Origin of the sequence: Bacillus sp. PDNC022 (assembly GCF_016919285.1) — a bacterium.
GTDB classification, from domain to species: domain Bacteria; phylum Bacillota; class Bacilli; order Bacillales; family Bacillaceae; genus Bacillus; species Bacillus safensis.
In genome coordinates this window covers 1,519,516-1,534,569 of record NZ_CP070345.1, presented here as the reverse complement: position 1 = coordinate 1,534,569, position 15,054 = coordinate 1,519,516, and the positions used below count along the sequence as shown (strand labels likewise).

The following is a 15,054-nucleotide window of genomic DNA, read 5'->3' as shown; positions in this document are numbered from 1 at the left end:
GTGTATTATACCGTCTATCACGCACCCATCGGGGCATTATACATACTAGAAAAGGACGGTGCCATTATCGAGGTGATGTTTGATGATGAACCGTTTTTAGCAAAAAAGCAGGCAGCCAATCTAGAGCAAGCAGATACGCCTGTCTTAAAAGAAGCGAAAAAGCAGCTGGATGAATATTTCAAGGGTGAGCGTCAAGTATTCGATCTCCCGCTCAAGCAAACGGGTTCTCCGTTCCAAGAGCAGGTGTGGGAAGCATTGTCGGCCATTCCATATGGTCAATCAAAAAGCTATGCAGACATTGCAGAAGCGATTGGCAATCCCAAGGCTGTGAGAGCCATCGGACAAGCTAACAGAAGGAATGCATTACCTATTTTTATCCCGTGTCACAGGGTCATTGGAAAAGACCGGTCTCTAACAGGCTATGCAGGATCGAAGACAGACATGAAAGCGGTTCTGCTTGAATTAGAAGGCATCCCATTTGTTCAAAAATAAATCGATTGACCTGTTCCAAATGTTTGTCAAGCGACATATCCTTTTATTAAGCTAAAAAAGTTGGTTGAGGGAAAAAGGAGGGCGCTGGCATGTTTTGGGGCAAAAAAAATAAAATGTATGCCGTTACGTCACTATGTGTCAAAATGAATGTTTTGACGGAAGAACAAAAAAAAGAAATCTTAACAAAAACGAATCAAGAAACAAAAAAGCGCGGTGCTCTTAAATGACAAGAACACGGCGCTTTTTTGCGATCAATGGGAGATGTTTTCGGCGAAAAGAGCATCAATCTCTTCTGCATAGTTTGATGTGATAATTCCCTTTTCTGTAATGATGCCTGAAATGAGATGATGAGGAGTGACATCAAAGGCGGGATTGAATACCTGAACATCGGGCGGTGCAATGGGGACGCCGTTTAATTCCTTTACTTCCAGCGGGTCGCGCTCTTCAATTGGAATATCTGACCCGTCGCGGGTGGATACATCAAAGGTTGAAAGCGGTGCTGCTACAAAAAACGGAATGTTAAAATGTTTGGCTAGAACGGCAAGACCTAACGTTCCAATCTTATTCGCTGTATCTCCATTACGGGCGATACGGTCAGCTCCAACAATGACAGCAGAAATTTGCTTTTCTTTCATCGTATGGGCTGCCATGTTATCTGTAATGAGTGTCACATCCACGCCGCCTTGCATGAGCTCCCATGTTGTCAGACGAGCCCCTTGAAGAACAGGTCGTGTTTCGCATGCATAAATGTGAAGATCAAGATTTTTCTTTTTGGCTAAATAAAAGGGAGCAAGGGCTGTTCCGTACCGACTCGTTGCGATGGAGCCTGCATTACAAATGGTCATGATACGGTCACCTGATTTAAAGAGCTGAAGTGCATTTTGACCGATCTGTCTGCATGTCTCTTCATCTTCAATTTGAATTTGAATGGCTTCATGGACAAGGTCTGTTTTGGCTGCATTCACTGATGCTGCACGTTTAATGCGCTGCAGCAGCCGGTCTAATGCCCAGGCAAGGTTCACAGCGGTTGGACGAGCACTGTTTAAATATTCTTTTATTCGAGTGACTTCTTGTTTAAAAACATCCATTTCTTCTGTCTCAATGGCTTGCGCACTAAGCGCCAGTCCAAAAGCTGCTGTAATGCCAATCGCAGGCGCTCCACGTACTTTTAATGTCACAATCGCATCATACACATCTTCTTTCGTATATAAATGCTCAAATACGGTTTCGGTTGGTAATTTTTGCTGATTTAAAATGTTAATACGGTTTTCTTCCCATTCGACAGAACGGGGGACTTCAAATTCTTTTGACAAAACCCGTCACTCCTTTACAGATGGCTGGAATAATGCGACGAGGTCAGACGCTGTTTCCACTGCATGATATTGTTTGATAAATGTTTTTCCGAGTGTTAGTGCTGCTTTTTTCTGCTGAATTCGTCTAGTTGGTGATGGAATCGCATCAAGATCAGCGGCATGAGCAAGACCAATTGTTCGGCGGACAAGCTCACAGCCGGCAAAGCCTGTCGCTTCTTTTAAAATCCGGTCAAATGTTGTTTCTAAAAAGCTGTCCGATACACTAAATGCTTCAATGCTGTCCTCTTTCCAAGCTTTTGTGAACACTTCTTTGAATGTTGCCCATACATTGACGACATGGTCAAAAAGGTGCTGCTGCTCGTGTTCAATCTCGCGAGATAAAGCATTCAGGAATAGATTGGCGATAAAGTGGCCGATATCGAATCCAAAGGGACCGTAAAACGCGAATTCTGGATCAATGATTTTCGTTTCAGTCTCATTTGCAAAAATACTGCCTGTATGAAGATCTCCATGAACCAACGTTTCAGCTGATGTTAGGAAGATACGCTTCAATTCTGCTGCTTTCGCCTGCACTTCAAGATCTGTCCAAAGCGCTTCTGCTGATTCTCTTAATTCTTCTTCGAAGTCATTTGTTTCACTATCAAAGAAAGGGTCTGTGAAGACGAGTTTTTCTGTGATATCACACAGGTCAGGGTTCGTAAATTGCTTCACAAATTGTTTTTTGATTTTCGGATTTGTAGCAAAGTCAGATGTGTAAAAAAGTGTTTTTCCTAAAAATTCGCCGACATGATCGGATAAATGCGGATATTGTTTTCCGGCAATTAGCCCTTTTCTGACGATTTCTAAGTGTGAGAGATCCTCCATGGCTGTCACTGCAAGAGCTGTATCTGAATAATAGACTGCTGGTACGAGGTGAGGCGTATATTCTGACTGCTTGATCAGGGCGGCACTTTCAATTCTTGCTCTGTCTAATGTAAGCGGCCAGCTCTCCCCAACCACCTTTGCATAAGGCAGGGCTTGCTTGATGATCAATCCTTTTTCTTGTTTGTGATCAAAAATATGAAAGACGTAATTTAAATTCCCGTCACCGATTTCAGTACATGTTAAATGACTGCTTTCTTGGATCAAGCCAAGTCTAATTGCGAGTGCAACTGCCGAGCTTTCTGTTAGTTCTTCATATGATGCCGTAAGTGTAACCAATTGCTTCCCCTCCAAATCATATAAAAAAGCCTCTTTCTCCTGAGAGAAAGAGGCTTGATGGTGTGTATGCTCAAAGCCTCTCTTATCTCTCAGCACATACGTCTGATGGAATTAGCACCGTGCCCTATAAGACAATTGTCTTGGCGCTTTACTTGCTGCGCCCCACTTCACAGTGGTATTAACGGTCGGTTGCTGTTGGGGTCAAAAGGCCAAATCCCTCGCCCAACTCTCGATAAGAGAAATCAATATGTAATTGTTTCGTGTCTATTTGCATTTCTTAATTCAAGATATTATCAGAGCTGCGCTTAACATGTCAATCTTTTTTCAAAATTGCTTTACAATTCATAAAACAATCCATTACAGTGATTGTATTGTCACGTAACTTGAATAGAAGGTGAAGAAATGGAATTCCAGCAATCAGATGTGTTGAAACAATTACCGAAGCAATTTTTTGCGTCCCTTGTCCAAAAAGTGCAGAAAAAAGTGAAGGAAGGGGCAGATATCATTAATTTGGGGCAGGGAAATCCTGATCAGCCAACCCCTCCGCATATTGTAAAAGCCATGCAGGAAGCGGTAGCAAAACCTGAAAATCATCAATACTCCTCATTCCGTGGAACAGCGAAATTAAAAAAGGCTGCTGCCGCCTTTTATGAAAGAGAATATGGCGTTACGCTTGATTCAGAGACGGAGATTGCGATTTTATTTGGCGGAAAAGCAGGGCTTGTTGAGCTGCCGCAATGCCTGCTGAATCCGGGTGATACGCTTCTTGTCCCTGATCCTGGTTATCCTGATTATTGGTCAGGCGCTGTGCTTGCTGGAGCTCAAATGGTAACCATGCCACTTCTTGAAAAAAATGATTTTTTACCTGACTACGATTTGCTGCCTGAGGATGATAAGAAAAAGGCAAAATTAATGTACTTAAATTACCCCAACAATCCGACGGGGGCTACGGCAAGCCGTTCATTTTTTGAAGAAACCGTTAAATTTGCGAAAGATCACAAGCTATGTGTTGTCCATGATTTTGCATATGGCGGCATTGGATTTGATGGAGAAAAGCCGCTCAGCTTTCTGCAAGTAGAGGGAGCGAAAGAGACGGGAATAGAAATTTACACATTGTCTAAAACATACAATATGGCAGGGTGGAGAGTAGGGTTTGCAGCAGGGAATCCGTCTGTTATTGAAGCCATTGAGCTTTATCAGGATCATCTGTTTGTCTCCCTGTTTAAAGCCACTCAAGATGCAGCAGCGGAAGCCCTATTAAGCGATCAAACGTGCGTACAGGTGCAAAATGATCGATATGAGAAAAGGCGAAATGTGTGGATTGCTGCCTGCAAAGAAATTGGCTGGGAAGTTAGTGCACCAAAGGGATCATTTTTTGCTTGGTTAAAGGTGCCAGAAGGATATACATCTGAAGCTTTTTCTGACTTATTATTAGAGAAGGCACATGTTGTTGTAGCGCCAGGTAATGGCTTTGGTCCTCACGGTGAAGGGTACGTGCGAGTAGGACTTCTAACAAGTGAGGAGCGGTTACAAGAAGCTGCTCAGCGCATCGCTGCTTTGAAGCTGTTTGAAAAAAAGCCATTGACAACATAAAAAAATGGTGCGATAATTCAGGCAATATTTAAGAAAATTGAATATTCTTATCAAGAGTAGGCAGAGGGACTAGCCCAATGAAGCCCGGCAACCGACTTCCATGAAGCACGGTGCTAATTCTTGCAGCAAGCGCTGAGAGATAAGATTCGGATGAATGACACGAAACAACCTCTTTAAGGCGCTCATGAAGCACTTGAAGAGGTTTTTTTATTGAATATATGCATGAATGACGCAATCGAAAGGGGATTCCTAGTGAGTGAATTACTGGCAACATACGTATTAACACATCGAGAGGATGAACAAATAAATCGAAAAGCGGAGCAGATCGCGCTTGGTTTAACAGTTGGATCATGGACGGATTTGCCGCAGCTCAAAAAGGAGCAGCTTCATAAGCATAAAGGCAGAGTTGAAAAAGTATCAGAAAAGGCTGCTCCAGCCGAGAATGGTCTTTATCAATCAGAGGTGACCATTGCTTATCCTGAGGCAAACTTTTCAGCTGATTTACCAGCTGTTTTCACGACGATTTTTGGAAAGCTTTCACTAGATGGAAAAGTGAAACTAGTCGATATCCAATTTTCTGAAGGATTTAAAAAAAGCCTGCCAGGACCGGTATTTGGAATTGATGGCATACGCAAAAAGGTGGGCGTGTTTGATCGTCCATTATTGATGAGTATTTTTAAAGGCGTGATCGGCCGTGATATGCAGGATTTAAAAGAGCAGCTCCGTTTACAGGCATTAGGCGGGGTTGACCTCATCAAAGACGATGAAATTTTATTTGAAAGTCCATTAGCTCCGTTTGAAGAGCGAATCAAAGAAGGAAAAGAGATTTTAAAAGAAACTTATGAAGAGACAGGACACCGCACGCTGTATGCTGTCAATTTAACGGGCAGAACCTTTGACCTGAAGGATCGAGCGAGAAAGGCCGCTGAACTTGGGGCAGATGCGCTCTTATTCAATGTCTTTGCTTACGGCCTTGATGTCATGCAAAGCTTAGCTGAGGACCCAGATATTCCACTGCCTATTATGGCGCATCCCGCTGTGAGTGGTGCTTTGACATCCTCTCCTGAATATGGATTCTCGCCTTCTCTTCTTTTAGGCAAATTAAATCGATATGCTGGTGCTGATTTGAGCCTCTTTCCCTCACCTTATGGGTCGGTTGCACTTTCGAAAAAAGATGCCCTTGGAATCTATGAAGCTTGCGTGAAAGAGGATGCGGTTCAAAAAACATTCCCTGTCCCGTCAGCAGGCATTCATCCAGGAATGGTTCCAGTATTGATCAAAGATTTTGGAATTGATCATGTGATAAATGCAGGTGGAGGCATTCACGGACATCCGCGGGGAGCTATCGGCGGAGGGAAGGCCTTTCGATCGATCATTGATGCAGTGATACATGAAGAGTCCATCCAAGATAAGGCGGCTTCCTGCCAAGACTTACAAGCGGCACTTGATCTTTGGGGAAGGGTAGCAGAATAATGAAAAAACCAATTGTCTGTTGTGATTTTGATGGAACGATTACAAAAAATGATAATATCATCCGCATCATGAAACAATTTGCACCGAGTGAATGGGTGAAGCTGAAGGATGGTGTCCTGTCAAAGGAAATCACCATTCAAGAAGGCGTCGGGCAGATGTTTCAATTACTGACAAGTGATCAGAAGGATGCCATTCAATCATTTATTTTAGAGGATACAGAGATTCGAGAAGGATTTAAGCAATTTGTAGATGAGGTAAAAAAAGCAGATATTCCTTTCTATGTACTTAGCGGGGGGATGGACTTTTTTGTCTACCCTATCCTCGAAGGCATTGTCGATCGAGACGATATATATTGCAATCATGCATCATTTGAGGAAGACCATATTCAGATTGAATGGCCGCATGCCTGCGATACGCAATGTCAAAATGGCTGCGGATGCTGCAAGCCCTCAATCATTCGAAAGCTGACTCATAAGAATGACTTCATCATCATGATCGGAGATTCAGTGACCGATGTGGAGGCGGCGAAGCATGCGGATCTTACGTTTGCACGCGACTACTTGCTCAATGAATGTCAAGAACTCGGGCTCGTACATAAGGAGTATGACACATTTATTGATCTACACACGCAATTTGTTCAAATAAAGGAAGTGAAGGAATGGCAGACGCAAAGAGCAAACGCTGGCAGGAACTAGCAGACGTTAAACGGGAACTAGCACAAAGAGACTGGTTTTTCGGAACAAGCGGTAATTTATCGATCAAGGTGTCGGATGATCCAATCACATTTTTGGTGACGGCAAGCGGCAAAGATAAACGAAAAGAAACAAATGAAGATTTTGTGCTAGTGAATGCGGCAGGCCAGCCTCATGATCCGAACGAGCCGCTTAGACCATCAGCTGAAACACTGCTTCACAAGTACGTGTATGAACAGACGAAAGCAGGCTGCTGCCTCCATGTCCATACAATCGATAATAATGTGATGTCAGAGCTGTATGGAGATAAGGGAGAGATTCGTTTTAAAGGCAACGAAATCATCAAAGCGCTTGGTTATTGGGAAGAGGATGCAGAAGTATCGATTCCAATTATTGAAAATCCAGCTCATATTCCGCATCTTGCAGAGCAATTTGCAAAACATTTGACACTAGAGGCGTCATCTGGTGCTGTACTCATTCGCAATCATGGCATCACGGTCTGGGGAAAAACAGCCTTTGAAGCAAAACGAGTATTAGAAGCATATGAATTTTTATTTAGCTATCACTTAAAATTAGCGCTTTATCAACAGCAGCTTGTGAGATAAAAAGGAGGAAAAACATATGGCGACGATTTTGATTCATAACGAAGAGAACACATTACTTGAGAACGAGCAAGAGGTAGCATCATATTTAGAAAACCAAGGGGTCATTTATGAGCATTGGGATATTGAAAAGCTGCCAAACCGTTTATCAGAAAAGTATGATTTAACCGATGAGGAAAAAGACGAGATTTTGACTGTATTCCAAAAGGAAATCAAAAGTATTTCTGAGAAAAGAGGGTACAAAGCGCAGGATGTGATTTCATTATCTGATGCTACACCAAATCTTGATGAGCTGCTCCAAAACTTTAAACGTGAGCATCATCATACAGATGACGAAGTACGTTTTATTGTAAGCGGGCACGGAATCTTTGCTATTCAAGGCAAGGATGGCGTCTTTTTTGATGTGAGACTGAATCCAGGTGATTTAATTTCTGTGCCGCCAAACATTCGTCATTACTTTACACTTCAAGAGGATCGCAAAGTGGTCGCAGTTCGCATATTTGTCACAACTGAGGGCTGGGTGCCAATTTACGAGGAAGAAACGGTTTAATGTTAGAGCTGATCATTCCGCATGAGGCGGAAGATTAGCTTTTTTTTAGGAAATTAGACATAAAATGAGAAAGAAAATAGTTGATTTTGATCTTCTGCATAGGATAAAATTCTGTTTAATCAATGTGTCAGTCCTGTCCAAATTTGAAGTTTACCCCCAAATTTGATTGGGTAAAAGGTCTTTAGGCTGTAAAAAATTAAATAAAATAAGCATATTTAATTTAATTTACAAATAAAGTATAATTTTGGTGTCGGATCATTTTGAGCATAGACAGTCGAAATCATTGCGGGAGCTGAGATCATGAATATTTATGTAAGGAAAGAACAATTGCTGATGTCCATTGATGAGAAGAGAAAACAAATGGTAGAAGCTGCTCAAGTTGAAGGGTACACTGGTGAGACGACAATTAAATATAGTCAAGAACTGGACAACCTGATGAATGAATATCAGCATCTTCTTTTTCATGAGAAACAATCTGCCCCCTCCTTTCATGATCTTGTGTCTCAAATGAGTCTTCTATCTGTGAACCGTCCCTCTTATTGACATAAAAAACCGGTCTTGCATAAGCAAAACCGGCTGGCATCTTCAGCTAGGATGAGTGAGCAGAAGGAAGCATGATCATGACAGTCGTTCCTTTATTCACTTCGCTATGAATATCAATTGTTCCGCCATACATTGAAATGATCCGTTTACACACGACAAGCCCAAGACCTGTGCCTTTTTCCTTCGACGTAATAAAGGGAAGGAAGATGTGTTTTAACATCTCTTCTGGTATGCCTTCACCTGTATCTTTCACTTTAATGATGACATGTTCTTTTTCTGCCTCGATCACAATCTTCAAATGACCGCCGTTTGGCATCGCTTCTAAAGAGTTCTTCGCTACATTTAAAACGACTTGTTTAATATGATCCTTCGTGCAATAAACACCAACATCTTGAATCGTATTGATCTGCAAATCCACTTCAACATTATAAAGGTTCGCCTCAGAGAAAACGATCGGCATGATTTCACTTACAATTTCTTTTACAGAGTTGTTCTGCCATTTTTCTGCCGTTGGTTTTCCTAGTACAAGAAATTCACTGACGATTTGGTTGATCCGTTTAATTTCTTCCTCGATGACAGAAAAATAGAGCTGATCTTCTTCTGAATGATACTTCTTTTGCAAAAGCTGGATAAATCCGCTAATCCCTGTTAATGGGTTGCGAATTTCATGTGCCGTACTTGCTGCGAGGGTTCCGATCAATTCAAGCTTCTGCGCTTCGTTTTGATGACGCTCCTGCTGAGTCTGCCGCCTTAACACGATGTATTGGACAAGTGTGAATAAAATATTTAATAAAATAAAAGCACTGGATAAAGGGATCAGCATCACAGACAGCACTTCACTTGTTGAAGCACGCTGCGGAAAGACCTCCAGCTTCCAGCTGTTTTCATCTAAATATGTAGACACGGTGCTGCCGTTTTCGGATACTGGCTGTGGACCGCTTGTAAACACGACATGTCCATTTTGATTCAGCATCTTAAAATGAAGATCAGGATTCAATACATTCATTATATTTCTTAAATAATCAATTTGAATGGCGGCAACCAGCACATTGGTGACTTCATCGTTTTCATCCAGAACAGGCACACAAATGGAGAGAATCCGCTGTTTAGTAATTCGGCTCACATAGTTGTCTGTGATCACGGTCTGTTTGGTCACTTGAATGCGTTTAAAGTAATCTCTGAATGATAGGTTGATTTTTTCTTTTAACGGGGTGGTGCTTGCTGTTACATTTCCTTTTTTGTCTAGGAGATACAGACCTGAAAAACGAGGTTCTTGTTTATAGATTTTCTCTAGGATGTTTTGTACTTTTTTCGTCTCAAGCGGCTGGTCAAATCCCATGGCAAGGGAAGTTAATCTCGCTTCTGTTTCACTTATTAAATAATTCATTTGATTTTTGTGAATATTTAACATAAGTGTAGCGGTTTGTTTGTTCTTTAAATCAATTTTTTCAGTTTCTTTCTCGTAGATAAAATAACTAATGATTAGGGTTGGAAGCATGACCAAAATAAGGTAAAGCCTGATCTTCTTCCAAAACCCTTTCAGTATACTCATCATTCATCGCTCCAACGTATTACCTAATAGACTTATTATAGCATTGAACCTATCTTTATTACGATGACTTGTGTGATTTTTAAAAAATTAGGTGATTCGTTCTGGTCTCATTTTCGTGCTAAAGATGGATCAAAATGTTGACATTTTACTTATTGTTTATTAATGTCACATTAGTGGGTTGCATTTCATAAAGGATGATAAAAAATGGAAAATTATAATGTTGAAAAATCTTTGAAATTATTTATTGTATTATCACGTGCCTATCGCTCAATTAATCATCACATGAACAAACATATTGTGAAGCACGGGCTGAATCCAACTGAATTTGCTGTGCTAGAATTGCTGTATCATAAAGGTGATCAGCCGCTTCAGCAAATCGGTGATAAGATTTTGCTTGCAAGCGGCAGCATCACGTATGTGGTCGATAAATTGGAGAAGAAAGAACTCCTCAGTCGCAAGGCTTGTGCAGAAGACCGCAGGGTGACATTTGCGCATATTACCAAGCAGGGACGAGCTTTGCTTGATGACATCTTCCCAGATCATGCGAAAGAAATTCATGAGATGATCAGCGTCCTGAGCGAAGAAGAAAAGGATGCCTGCATTGATATGCTCAAACATGTGGGACTGCGTGCAAAGCATTTATATGATCATCAAGAATAAATAAAAAGGAAGCCGCTGGCTTCCTTTTCAGCGCGCAGGCAATCCTTCGCATTCGGTGTCAGTCCTGCGTGCCGGTGCTCACGAATATCGAATTCGCTCTGCTCCGGTACTCGTCCTTCCTAGACTGCAAAGGTTTTCAATCATGCTGAAAAGAAGACAAAGGACTAAAATAGAAATCATTTTAGCCCTTTGTCAACAATCTGTAAAGGAAGCCGCTGGCTTCCTTTTTTATTTCGCTTTTTTCTCAATCGGTAAAATGAGTACTTCTACACGCCGGTTTTTACTTCTGCCTTCTGCTGTATCATTTGAGGCAATCGGTTTGAATTCGCCGTATCCTTTTGTACTAAAGTTCTCTTGGTTTAGATTGCTGTTTTCAAGAAGAATATTTAAAAAGTTTACAGCACGAATGGCGCTTAAATACCAGTTTGATTCAAATTCTGAATTTCTGATCGGTACATTATCCGTATGTCCGCTAATGACAATGTCACGAGCAGGATTAATGACGAGAAGCTTTGAGATTTCTTTTGCTAACGGGACATCCTGAGAGCGAATAACTGCCCGCCCAGAATCAAAGAAGATACTGTCCTCAATCGTAATAAGAAGACCTTCATCTGTAAGCTTTGTTTCGAGCTTGGCACCAAGTTTTTTATTTGCAATGAATGAATCGACCTGCTTTTTGACCTTTGTGAGAACCGCTTGGTCCCTAGCCTTTGCTTTGGCTTCTTCATCTTCTTCCTCGGCTGCTTTTTTTGTCTGGTTGCTGTGCTCAGTTTCTTCCGTGCTTTGCATGCTGGATTGATCCATGACACCAGTACCGCCAGTAAAAACTACATTAAAAGACTTGGCCATTTGTTCATACTTTGCCGCATCAATCGAACTAGATGCAAAAAGCACAATGAATAGGGCGACAAGAAGCGTCAGAAGATCGGCATAAGGGAGGAGCCAAGACTCGTCTACATGGTCCTCATGATCATGTTTTTTCCGTTTCCTAGCCATTTTGCTTTTCTCCTTCTTCAATGACAAGATTTGCACGTTCTTTTGCTGGTAAGTACATGAGAAGTTTTTGTTCAATCACTTTTGGAGATTGACCTTCAAGAACAGAAAGAATACCTTCAATCATAATTAGACGAAGCTTTACTTCTTCCTTTGACTTACGCTTCAGCTTGTTGGCAAATGGATGCCATAATACATACCCAGTAAAAATCCCAAGCAGTGTGGCAACAAAGGCAGCACTGATCGCGTGTCCAAGCTGCTCAATATCTCCCATATTGGCTAGTGCGGCAATGAGCCCGACAACGGCCCCAAGTACACCAAGTGATGGAGCGTATGTGCCTGCTTGTGTAAAGATTAATGCGCCTGATTGATGTCGTTCAGTCATGGCGTCAACTTCTTCTGTTAAGATGTCCCGAATAAATTCGGCGCTTTGGCCATCAACTGCCATGCTTAAGCCATTCTTAAGAAAATCATCATCGACCTCCTCAATGCTAGCTTCTAATGCCAAAAGACCTTCACGACGCGCGATTTGTGCCCAGTTTGAAAATAGTGGGATCATTTCTTGAATCGTTGGAAGTTGATTCTCTTTGAAGATTATACCGAACAATTTTGGTGTTTTTTTAATTTCACTAGATGGGAATGCAATGACAACAGCTGAAATTGTCCCAGCAATAATGATTAATATAGCTGCCGGGTTGATAAGAGCGGTTAGACTCACACCTTTCAAAACCATACCTACACCAAGTGCAATTATTGCTAAAATAATACCTATTAACGATGTTTTGTCCATTATCTCACCAAATCCTTTAACTAACTTTTTCTATAGTTAATATCGGTGTCTTCTAGAAGGGTTTTAGTCTGAATATCAAATTAAGGCAGTTTCTGTGAAGAAATTTTGACGAAAGCGCTTTCTATCTGCGTAAAAAGAAACTCCCTTTCATATAAAGGGAGTCTCCATTTAATCGTTTTGAGCTGGTTCATCTAAATGAAGCAGCTCTTTTAATTTTTCTTCATACATGATTTTGACAAGATCGTAGCTCCAATTCATCATGTGATTCACCTCTTTTTCTTTTATCGTAAAGGAAAAGAGGCGGGGGAGCGTCGGTGTTCAGATGGAACTTAGACGCCGCAACATGATGGAGATGCATATCATCCTGAAGATGTAGTTATCCTTTTTTTACGACGATTTCGTCATGTTCAACATCCACAGTAAATCCAGAAAGCTGCTCCTCTTCAAGCAAGATCTCCGTCATTTGATCTTCAACGTGCTCTTGGATGGTTCTCCGAAGTGGACGAGCACCAAATGCAGGGTGATATCCAAGCTCTGCGATTTTTTCTTTCGCTTCATTTGTGACATGGACTGTTAAATTCTGCTCTTTTAATTGCTCTGACAGCTCATTGAGCAGAAGATCAACAATCTTCACTAAATCATTTCTGTCTAATGAATCAAACTGAATGATGCTGTCAAAACGGTTCAAGAATTCTGGTTTGAAGTAGCTGCTGAGTGAATCAATGAGTGATTGTTCCTCAATCGCTTCTTCTTGATCAGACTGGAAGCCGACCTTGACCGTTTTATCTGCGCTGCCTGCGTTACTTGTCATAATGATGACTGTATCTTTAAAGCTGACCGTTCTGCCTTGGCTGTCTGTTAAGCGGCCATCTTCCATGATTTGAAGGAAGATGTGCTGTACATCTGGGTGTGCTTTTTCGATTTCATCCAGCAAAATGATGCTGTATGGTTTTCTGCGCACTTTTTCAGTCAGCTGGCCAGCTTCATCATGTCCAACGTAACCAGGAGGAGAACCGATGAGTTTGGACACAGAGTGTTTTTCCATGTACTCACTCATATCTAAACGAATGATCGCATCTCTTGAACCGAATAATTCTTCAGCTAACGTTTTAGACAATTCGGTTTTCCCGACACCTGTTGGTCCAACGAAAAGGAAGGAGCCTGTTGGTCTATGTTTCGATTTTAATCCAGCTCTGCTTCTTTTCACGGCTTTGGCCACTTTATCAACCGCATGCTCCTGCCCAATCACTCGTGCTTTTAGACGGACGTCAATTTCTTTCATTTTGGTTTGTTCGTCTGCTTGCAGTTTACCGACAGGAATGCCTGTTTTTTGTTCCACAATGGTCTGAATGTCCTCTGCTGTGACGATATGTTCTTTGTCAGTTGTTTTGTTTTGAAGTCTTGTTTCAATGGCTTCTTCTTCATCGCGAAGCTTCGCTGCTTTTTCATATTGTTCTTCTTTTAGCGCAGCTTGTTTTTCTGCGGCAATTTGCGCTAATCGGTTTGTCAGCTCATCTTCACTTGCTGCATCAATGGAGAGGTTCGCTTTTGAACCAGCTTCATCCATTAAATCAATGGCTTTATCCGGTAAATGACGGTCTTGAATATACCGCGAAGATAATTGAACGCACGCTTTGATTGCTTCATCTGAATAGGTGACACCATGATAGGCCTCGTATTTATCTTGAATGCCTTTTAAGATGTCGATCGCTTCATCTTGTGTTGGCTCATCTACGATGACGGGCTGGAAGCGCCGTTCGAGTGCAGCATCTTTTTCAATTTGGCGATATTCTTTTAATGTCGTCGCACCTACTAGCTGCAGTTCGCCTCTTGCAAGGGCTGGTTTTAAAATGTTTCCAGCATCCATTGATCCTTCTGCAGAGCCTGCGCCCACAAGAAGGTGGATTTCATCTACAAATAAGATGATATTTTTACGGCTTTGCAGTTCTTTGATTAACTGCTTCATTCTTTCCTCAAATTGACCGCGTACACCTGTGTTTGCGACAAGTGAGGAGACATCTAATAAATAGATTTGTTTGTTCTTTAATTTATTTGGCACATCGCCGCTCGCAATTTTCAGCGCGAGTCCTTCTGCGATCGCTGTTTTCCCAACACCTGGTTCACCAATAAGAACAGGATTATTTTTATTTCTTCTATTTAAAATCTCAATGACTCTTGCGACTTCTTCATCACGGCCAATGACTGGATCAATTAAACCAGCATTTGCTCCATCTGTTAAGTTACGGCCAAGCTCATCAAGTAAGCCTTTTTGTTTTGGCTGCTCCCCGTTTGGGGCATGTCCTGCTGGCTGAGAGAAAAATGAACTTCCTCCAAACAGCTGAGGTCCCATTTTCATTTTTGACTGCTCCATCAAAGAGGTGTAGCAGTCTTCACATAAAACCATTTGGCTCCGGGACGAATTCACTTGCATATTCAGGCGAATAGTTGCTTCATTTACTTGACAATGTTGACAACGCATTTGCCATAACCTCCTTAAAATAAAGTTTGACTTTATTTGACCAATGAATGTTAAAGAAAATGGTCTGTTGTTTGACCATCTTTGACTATAGTATACTCTGACCTATTTTGACTTTCAACTGT

At 41.6% G+C, this 15,054-nt stretch carries 15 protein-coding genes and 2 riboswitches; of the genes, 9 read left to right on the top strand and 6 right to left on the bottom strand.

Translation table 11 applies throughout. The features are described from left to right. Positions 1-492 carry a methylated-DNA--[protein]-cysteine S-methyltransferase gene (locus JVX94_RS07985; protein ID WP_095408326.1) on the top strand — a complete coding sequence of 164 codons (492 nt, stop codon included), beginning with the start codon at positions 1-3 and terminating at the stop codon, positions 490-492. An 89-nt stretch (positions 493-581) separates the two neighbouring features. Further along, positions 582-719, top strand: coding sequence for a hypothetical protein (locus JVX94_RS07980; protein ID WP_205185162.1), 138 nt, complete (start codon positions 582-584; stop codon positions 717-719). Between the two features lie 24 nt (positions 720-743). Here JVX94_RS07980 and mtnA read toward each other — a convergent pair whose 3' ends face one another. Both mtnA and mtnK read right to left on the bottom strand, forming a co-directional pair. Next, entirely contained in the window at positions 744-1,805 is a 1,062-nt protein-coding gene (gene mtnA, locus JVX94_RS07975; RefSeq protein ID WP_095408327.1) for an S-methyl-5-thioribose-1-phosphate isomerase, read from the bottom strand. Between the two features lie 6 nt (positions 1,806-1,811). Then, the gene (gene mtnK, locus JVX94_RS07970; RefSeq protein WP_205185159.1) at positions 1,812-3,005 is read right to left on the bottom strand and encodes an S-methyl-5-thioribose kinase; all 1,194 of its coding nucleotides are present in this window, start codon (positions 3,003-3,005) and stop codon (positions 1,812-1,814) included. A gap of 80 nt (positions 3,006-3,085) precedes the next feature. Beyond that, a riboswitch (SAM riboswitch) is annotated at positions 3,086-3,243 on the bottom strand. A gap of 164 nt (positions 3,244-3,407) precedes the next feature. On the opposite strand from mtnK, the gene JVX94_RS07965 reads away from it, so the two are divergent. The 6 genes from JVX94_RS07965 (at position 3,408) to JVX94_RS07940 (ending at position 8,458) form a co-directional block, all read left to right on the top strand. After that, positions 3,408-4,598 (top strand): pyridoxal phosphate-dependent aminotransferase, encoded by a 1,191-nt coding sequence (locus JVX94_RS07965; RefSeq protein WP_095408328.1) that lies wholly within the window; start codon positions 3,408-3,410, stop codon positions 4,596-4,598. A gap of 44 nt (positions 4,599-4,642) precedes the next feature. After that, positions 4,643-4,744: riboswitch (SAM riboswitch) on the top strand. Positions 4,745-4,850: 106 nt separating this feature from the next. After that, positions 4,851-6,071, top strand: coding sequence for a 2,3-diketo-5-methylthiopentyl-1-phosphate enolase (gene mtnW, locus JVX94_RS07960; RefSeq protein ID WP_205185156.1), 1,221 nt, complete (start codon positions 4,851-4,853; stop codon positions 6,069-6,071). Beyond that, a complete protein-coding gene (locus JVX94_RS07955; RefSeq protein ID WP_205185153.1) occupies positions 6,071-6,766 on the top strand; it encodes a 2-hydroxy-3-keto-5-methylthiopentenyl-1-phosphate phosphatase in 696 nt (231 codons plus the stop codon). Before mtnW ends, JVX94_RS07955 begins: the two co-directional genes overlap by 1 nt. Then, a complete protein-coding gene (locus JVX94_RS07950) occupies positions 6,730-7,368 on the top strand; it encodes a methylthioribulose 1-phosphate dehydratase (RefSeq protein WP_205185150.1) in 639 nt (212 codons plus the stop codon). Before JVX94_RS07955 ends, JVX94_RS07950 begins: the two co-directional genes overlap by 37 nt. A 16-nt stretch (positions 7,369-7,384) precedes the next feature. Beyond that, complete coding sequence (locus JVX94_RS07945; protein ID WP_095408332.1) at positions 7,385-7,915, top strand: 1,2-dihydroxy-3-keto-5-methylthiopentene dioxygenase; 531 nt, start codon at positions 7,385-7,387, stop codon at positions 7,913-7,915. Between the two features lie 300 nt (positions 7,916-8,215). Continuing rightward, the gene (locus JVX94_RS07940) at positions 8,216-8,458 is read left to right on the top strand and encodes an aspartyl-phosphate phosphatase Spo0E family protein (protein WP_034322108.1); all 243 of its coding nucleotides are present in this window, start codon (positions 8,216-8,218) and stop codon (positions 8,456-8,458) included. A gap of 46 nt (positions 8,459-8,504) precedes the next feature. On the opposite strand, the gene JVX94_RS07935 is transcribed toward JVX94_RS07940, so the two are convergent. Beyond that, on the bottom strand, positions 8,505-10,010 hold the full coding sequence (locus JVX94_RS07935; protein WP_197197785.1) for a sporulation kinase KinD: 1,506 nt from the start codon (positions 10,008-10,010) through the stop codon (positions 8,505-8,507). 204 nt (positions 10,011-10,214) lie between these two features. Here JVX94_RS07935 and mhqR point away from each other — a divergent pair, with 204 nt between their 5' ends. Beyond that, positions 10,215-10,670 carry a MarR family transcriptional regulator MhqR gene (mhqR, locus tag JVX94_RS07930; RefSeq protein ID WP_205185147.1) on the top strand — a complete coding sequence of 152 codons (456 nt, stop codon included), beginning with the start codon at positions 10,215-10,217 and terminating at the stop codon, positions 10,668-10,670. A 228-nt stretch (positions 10,671-10,898) separates the two neighbouring features. On the opposite strand, the gene motB is transcribed toward mhqR, so the two are convergent. The 3 genes from motB to JVX94_RS07915 form a co-directional block, all read right to left on the bottom strand. Further along, entirely contained in the window at positions 10,899-11,666 is a 768-nt protein-coding gene (gene motB, locus JVX94_RS07925) for a flagellar motor protein MotB (protein WP_205185144.1), read from the bottom strand. Further along, a complete protein-coding gene (gene motA / locus JVX94_RS07920) occupies positions 11,659-12,453 on the bottom strand; it encodes a flagellar motor stator protein MotA (protein WP_111291313.1) in 795 nt (264 codons plus the stop codon). Before motA ends, motB begins: the two co-directional genes overlap by 8 nt. A gap of 376 nt (positions 12,454-12,829) precedes the next feature. After that, entirely contained in the window at positions 12,830-14,932 is a 2,103-nt protein-coding gene (locus tag JVX94_RS07915) for an ATP-dependent Clp protease ATP-binding subunit (RefSeq protein WP_205185141.1), read from the bottom strand. Positions 14,933-15,054: the final 122 nt, after the last annotated feature.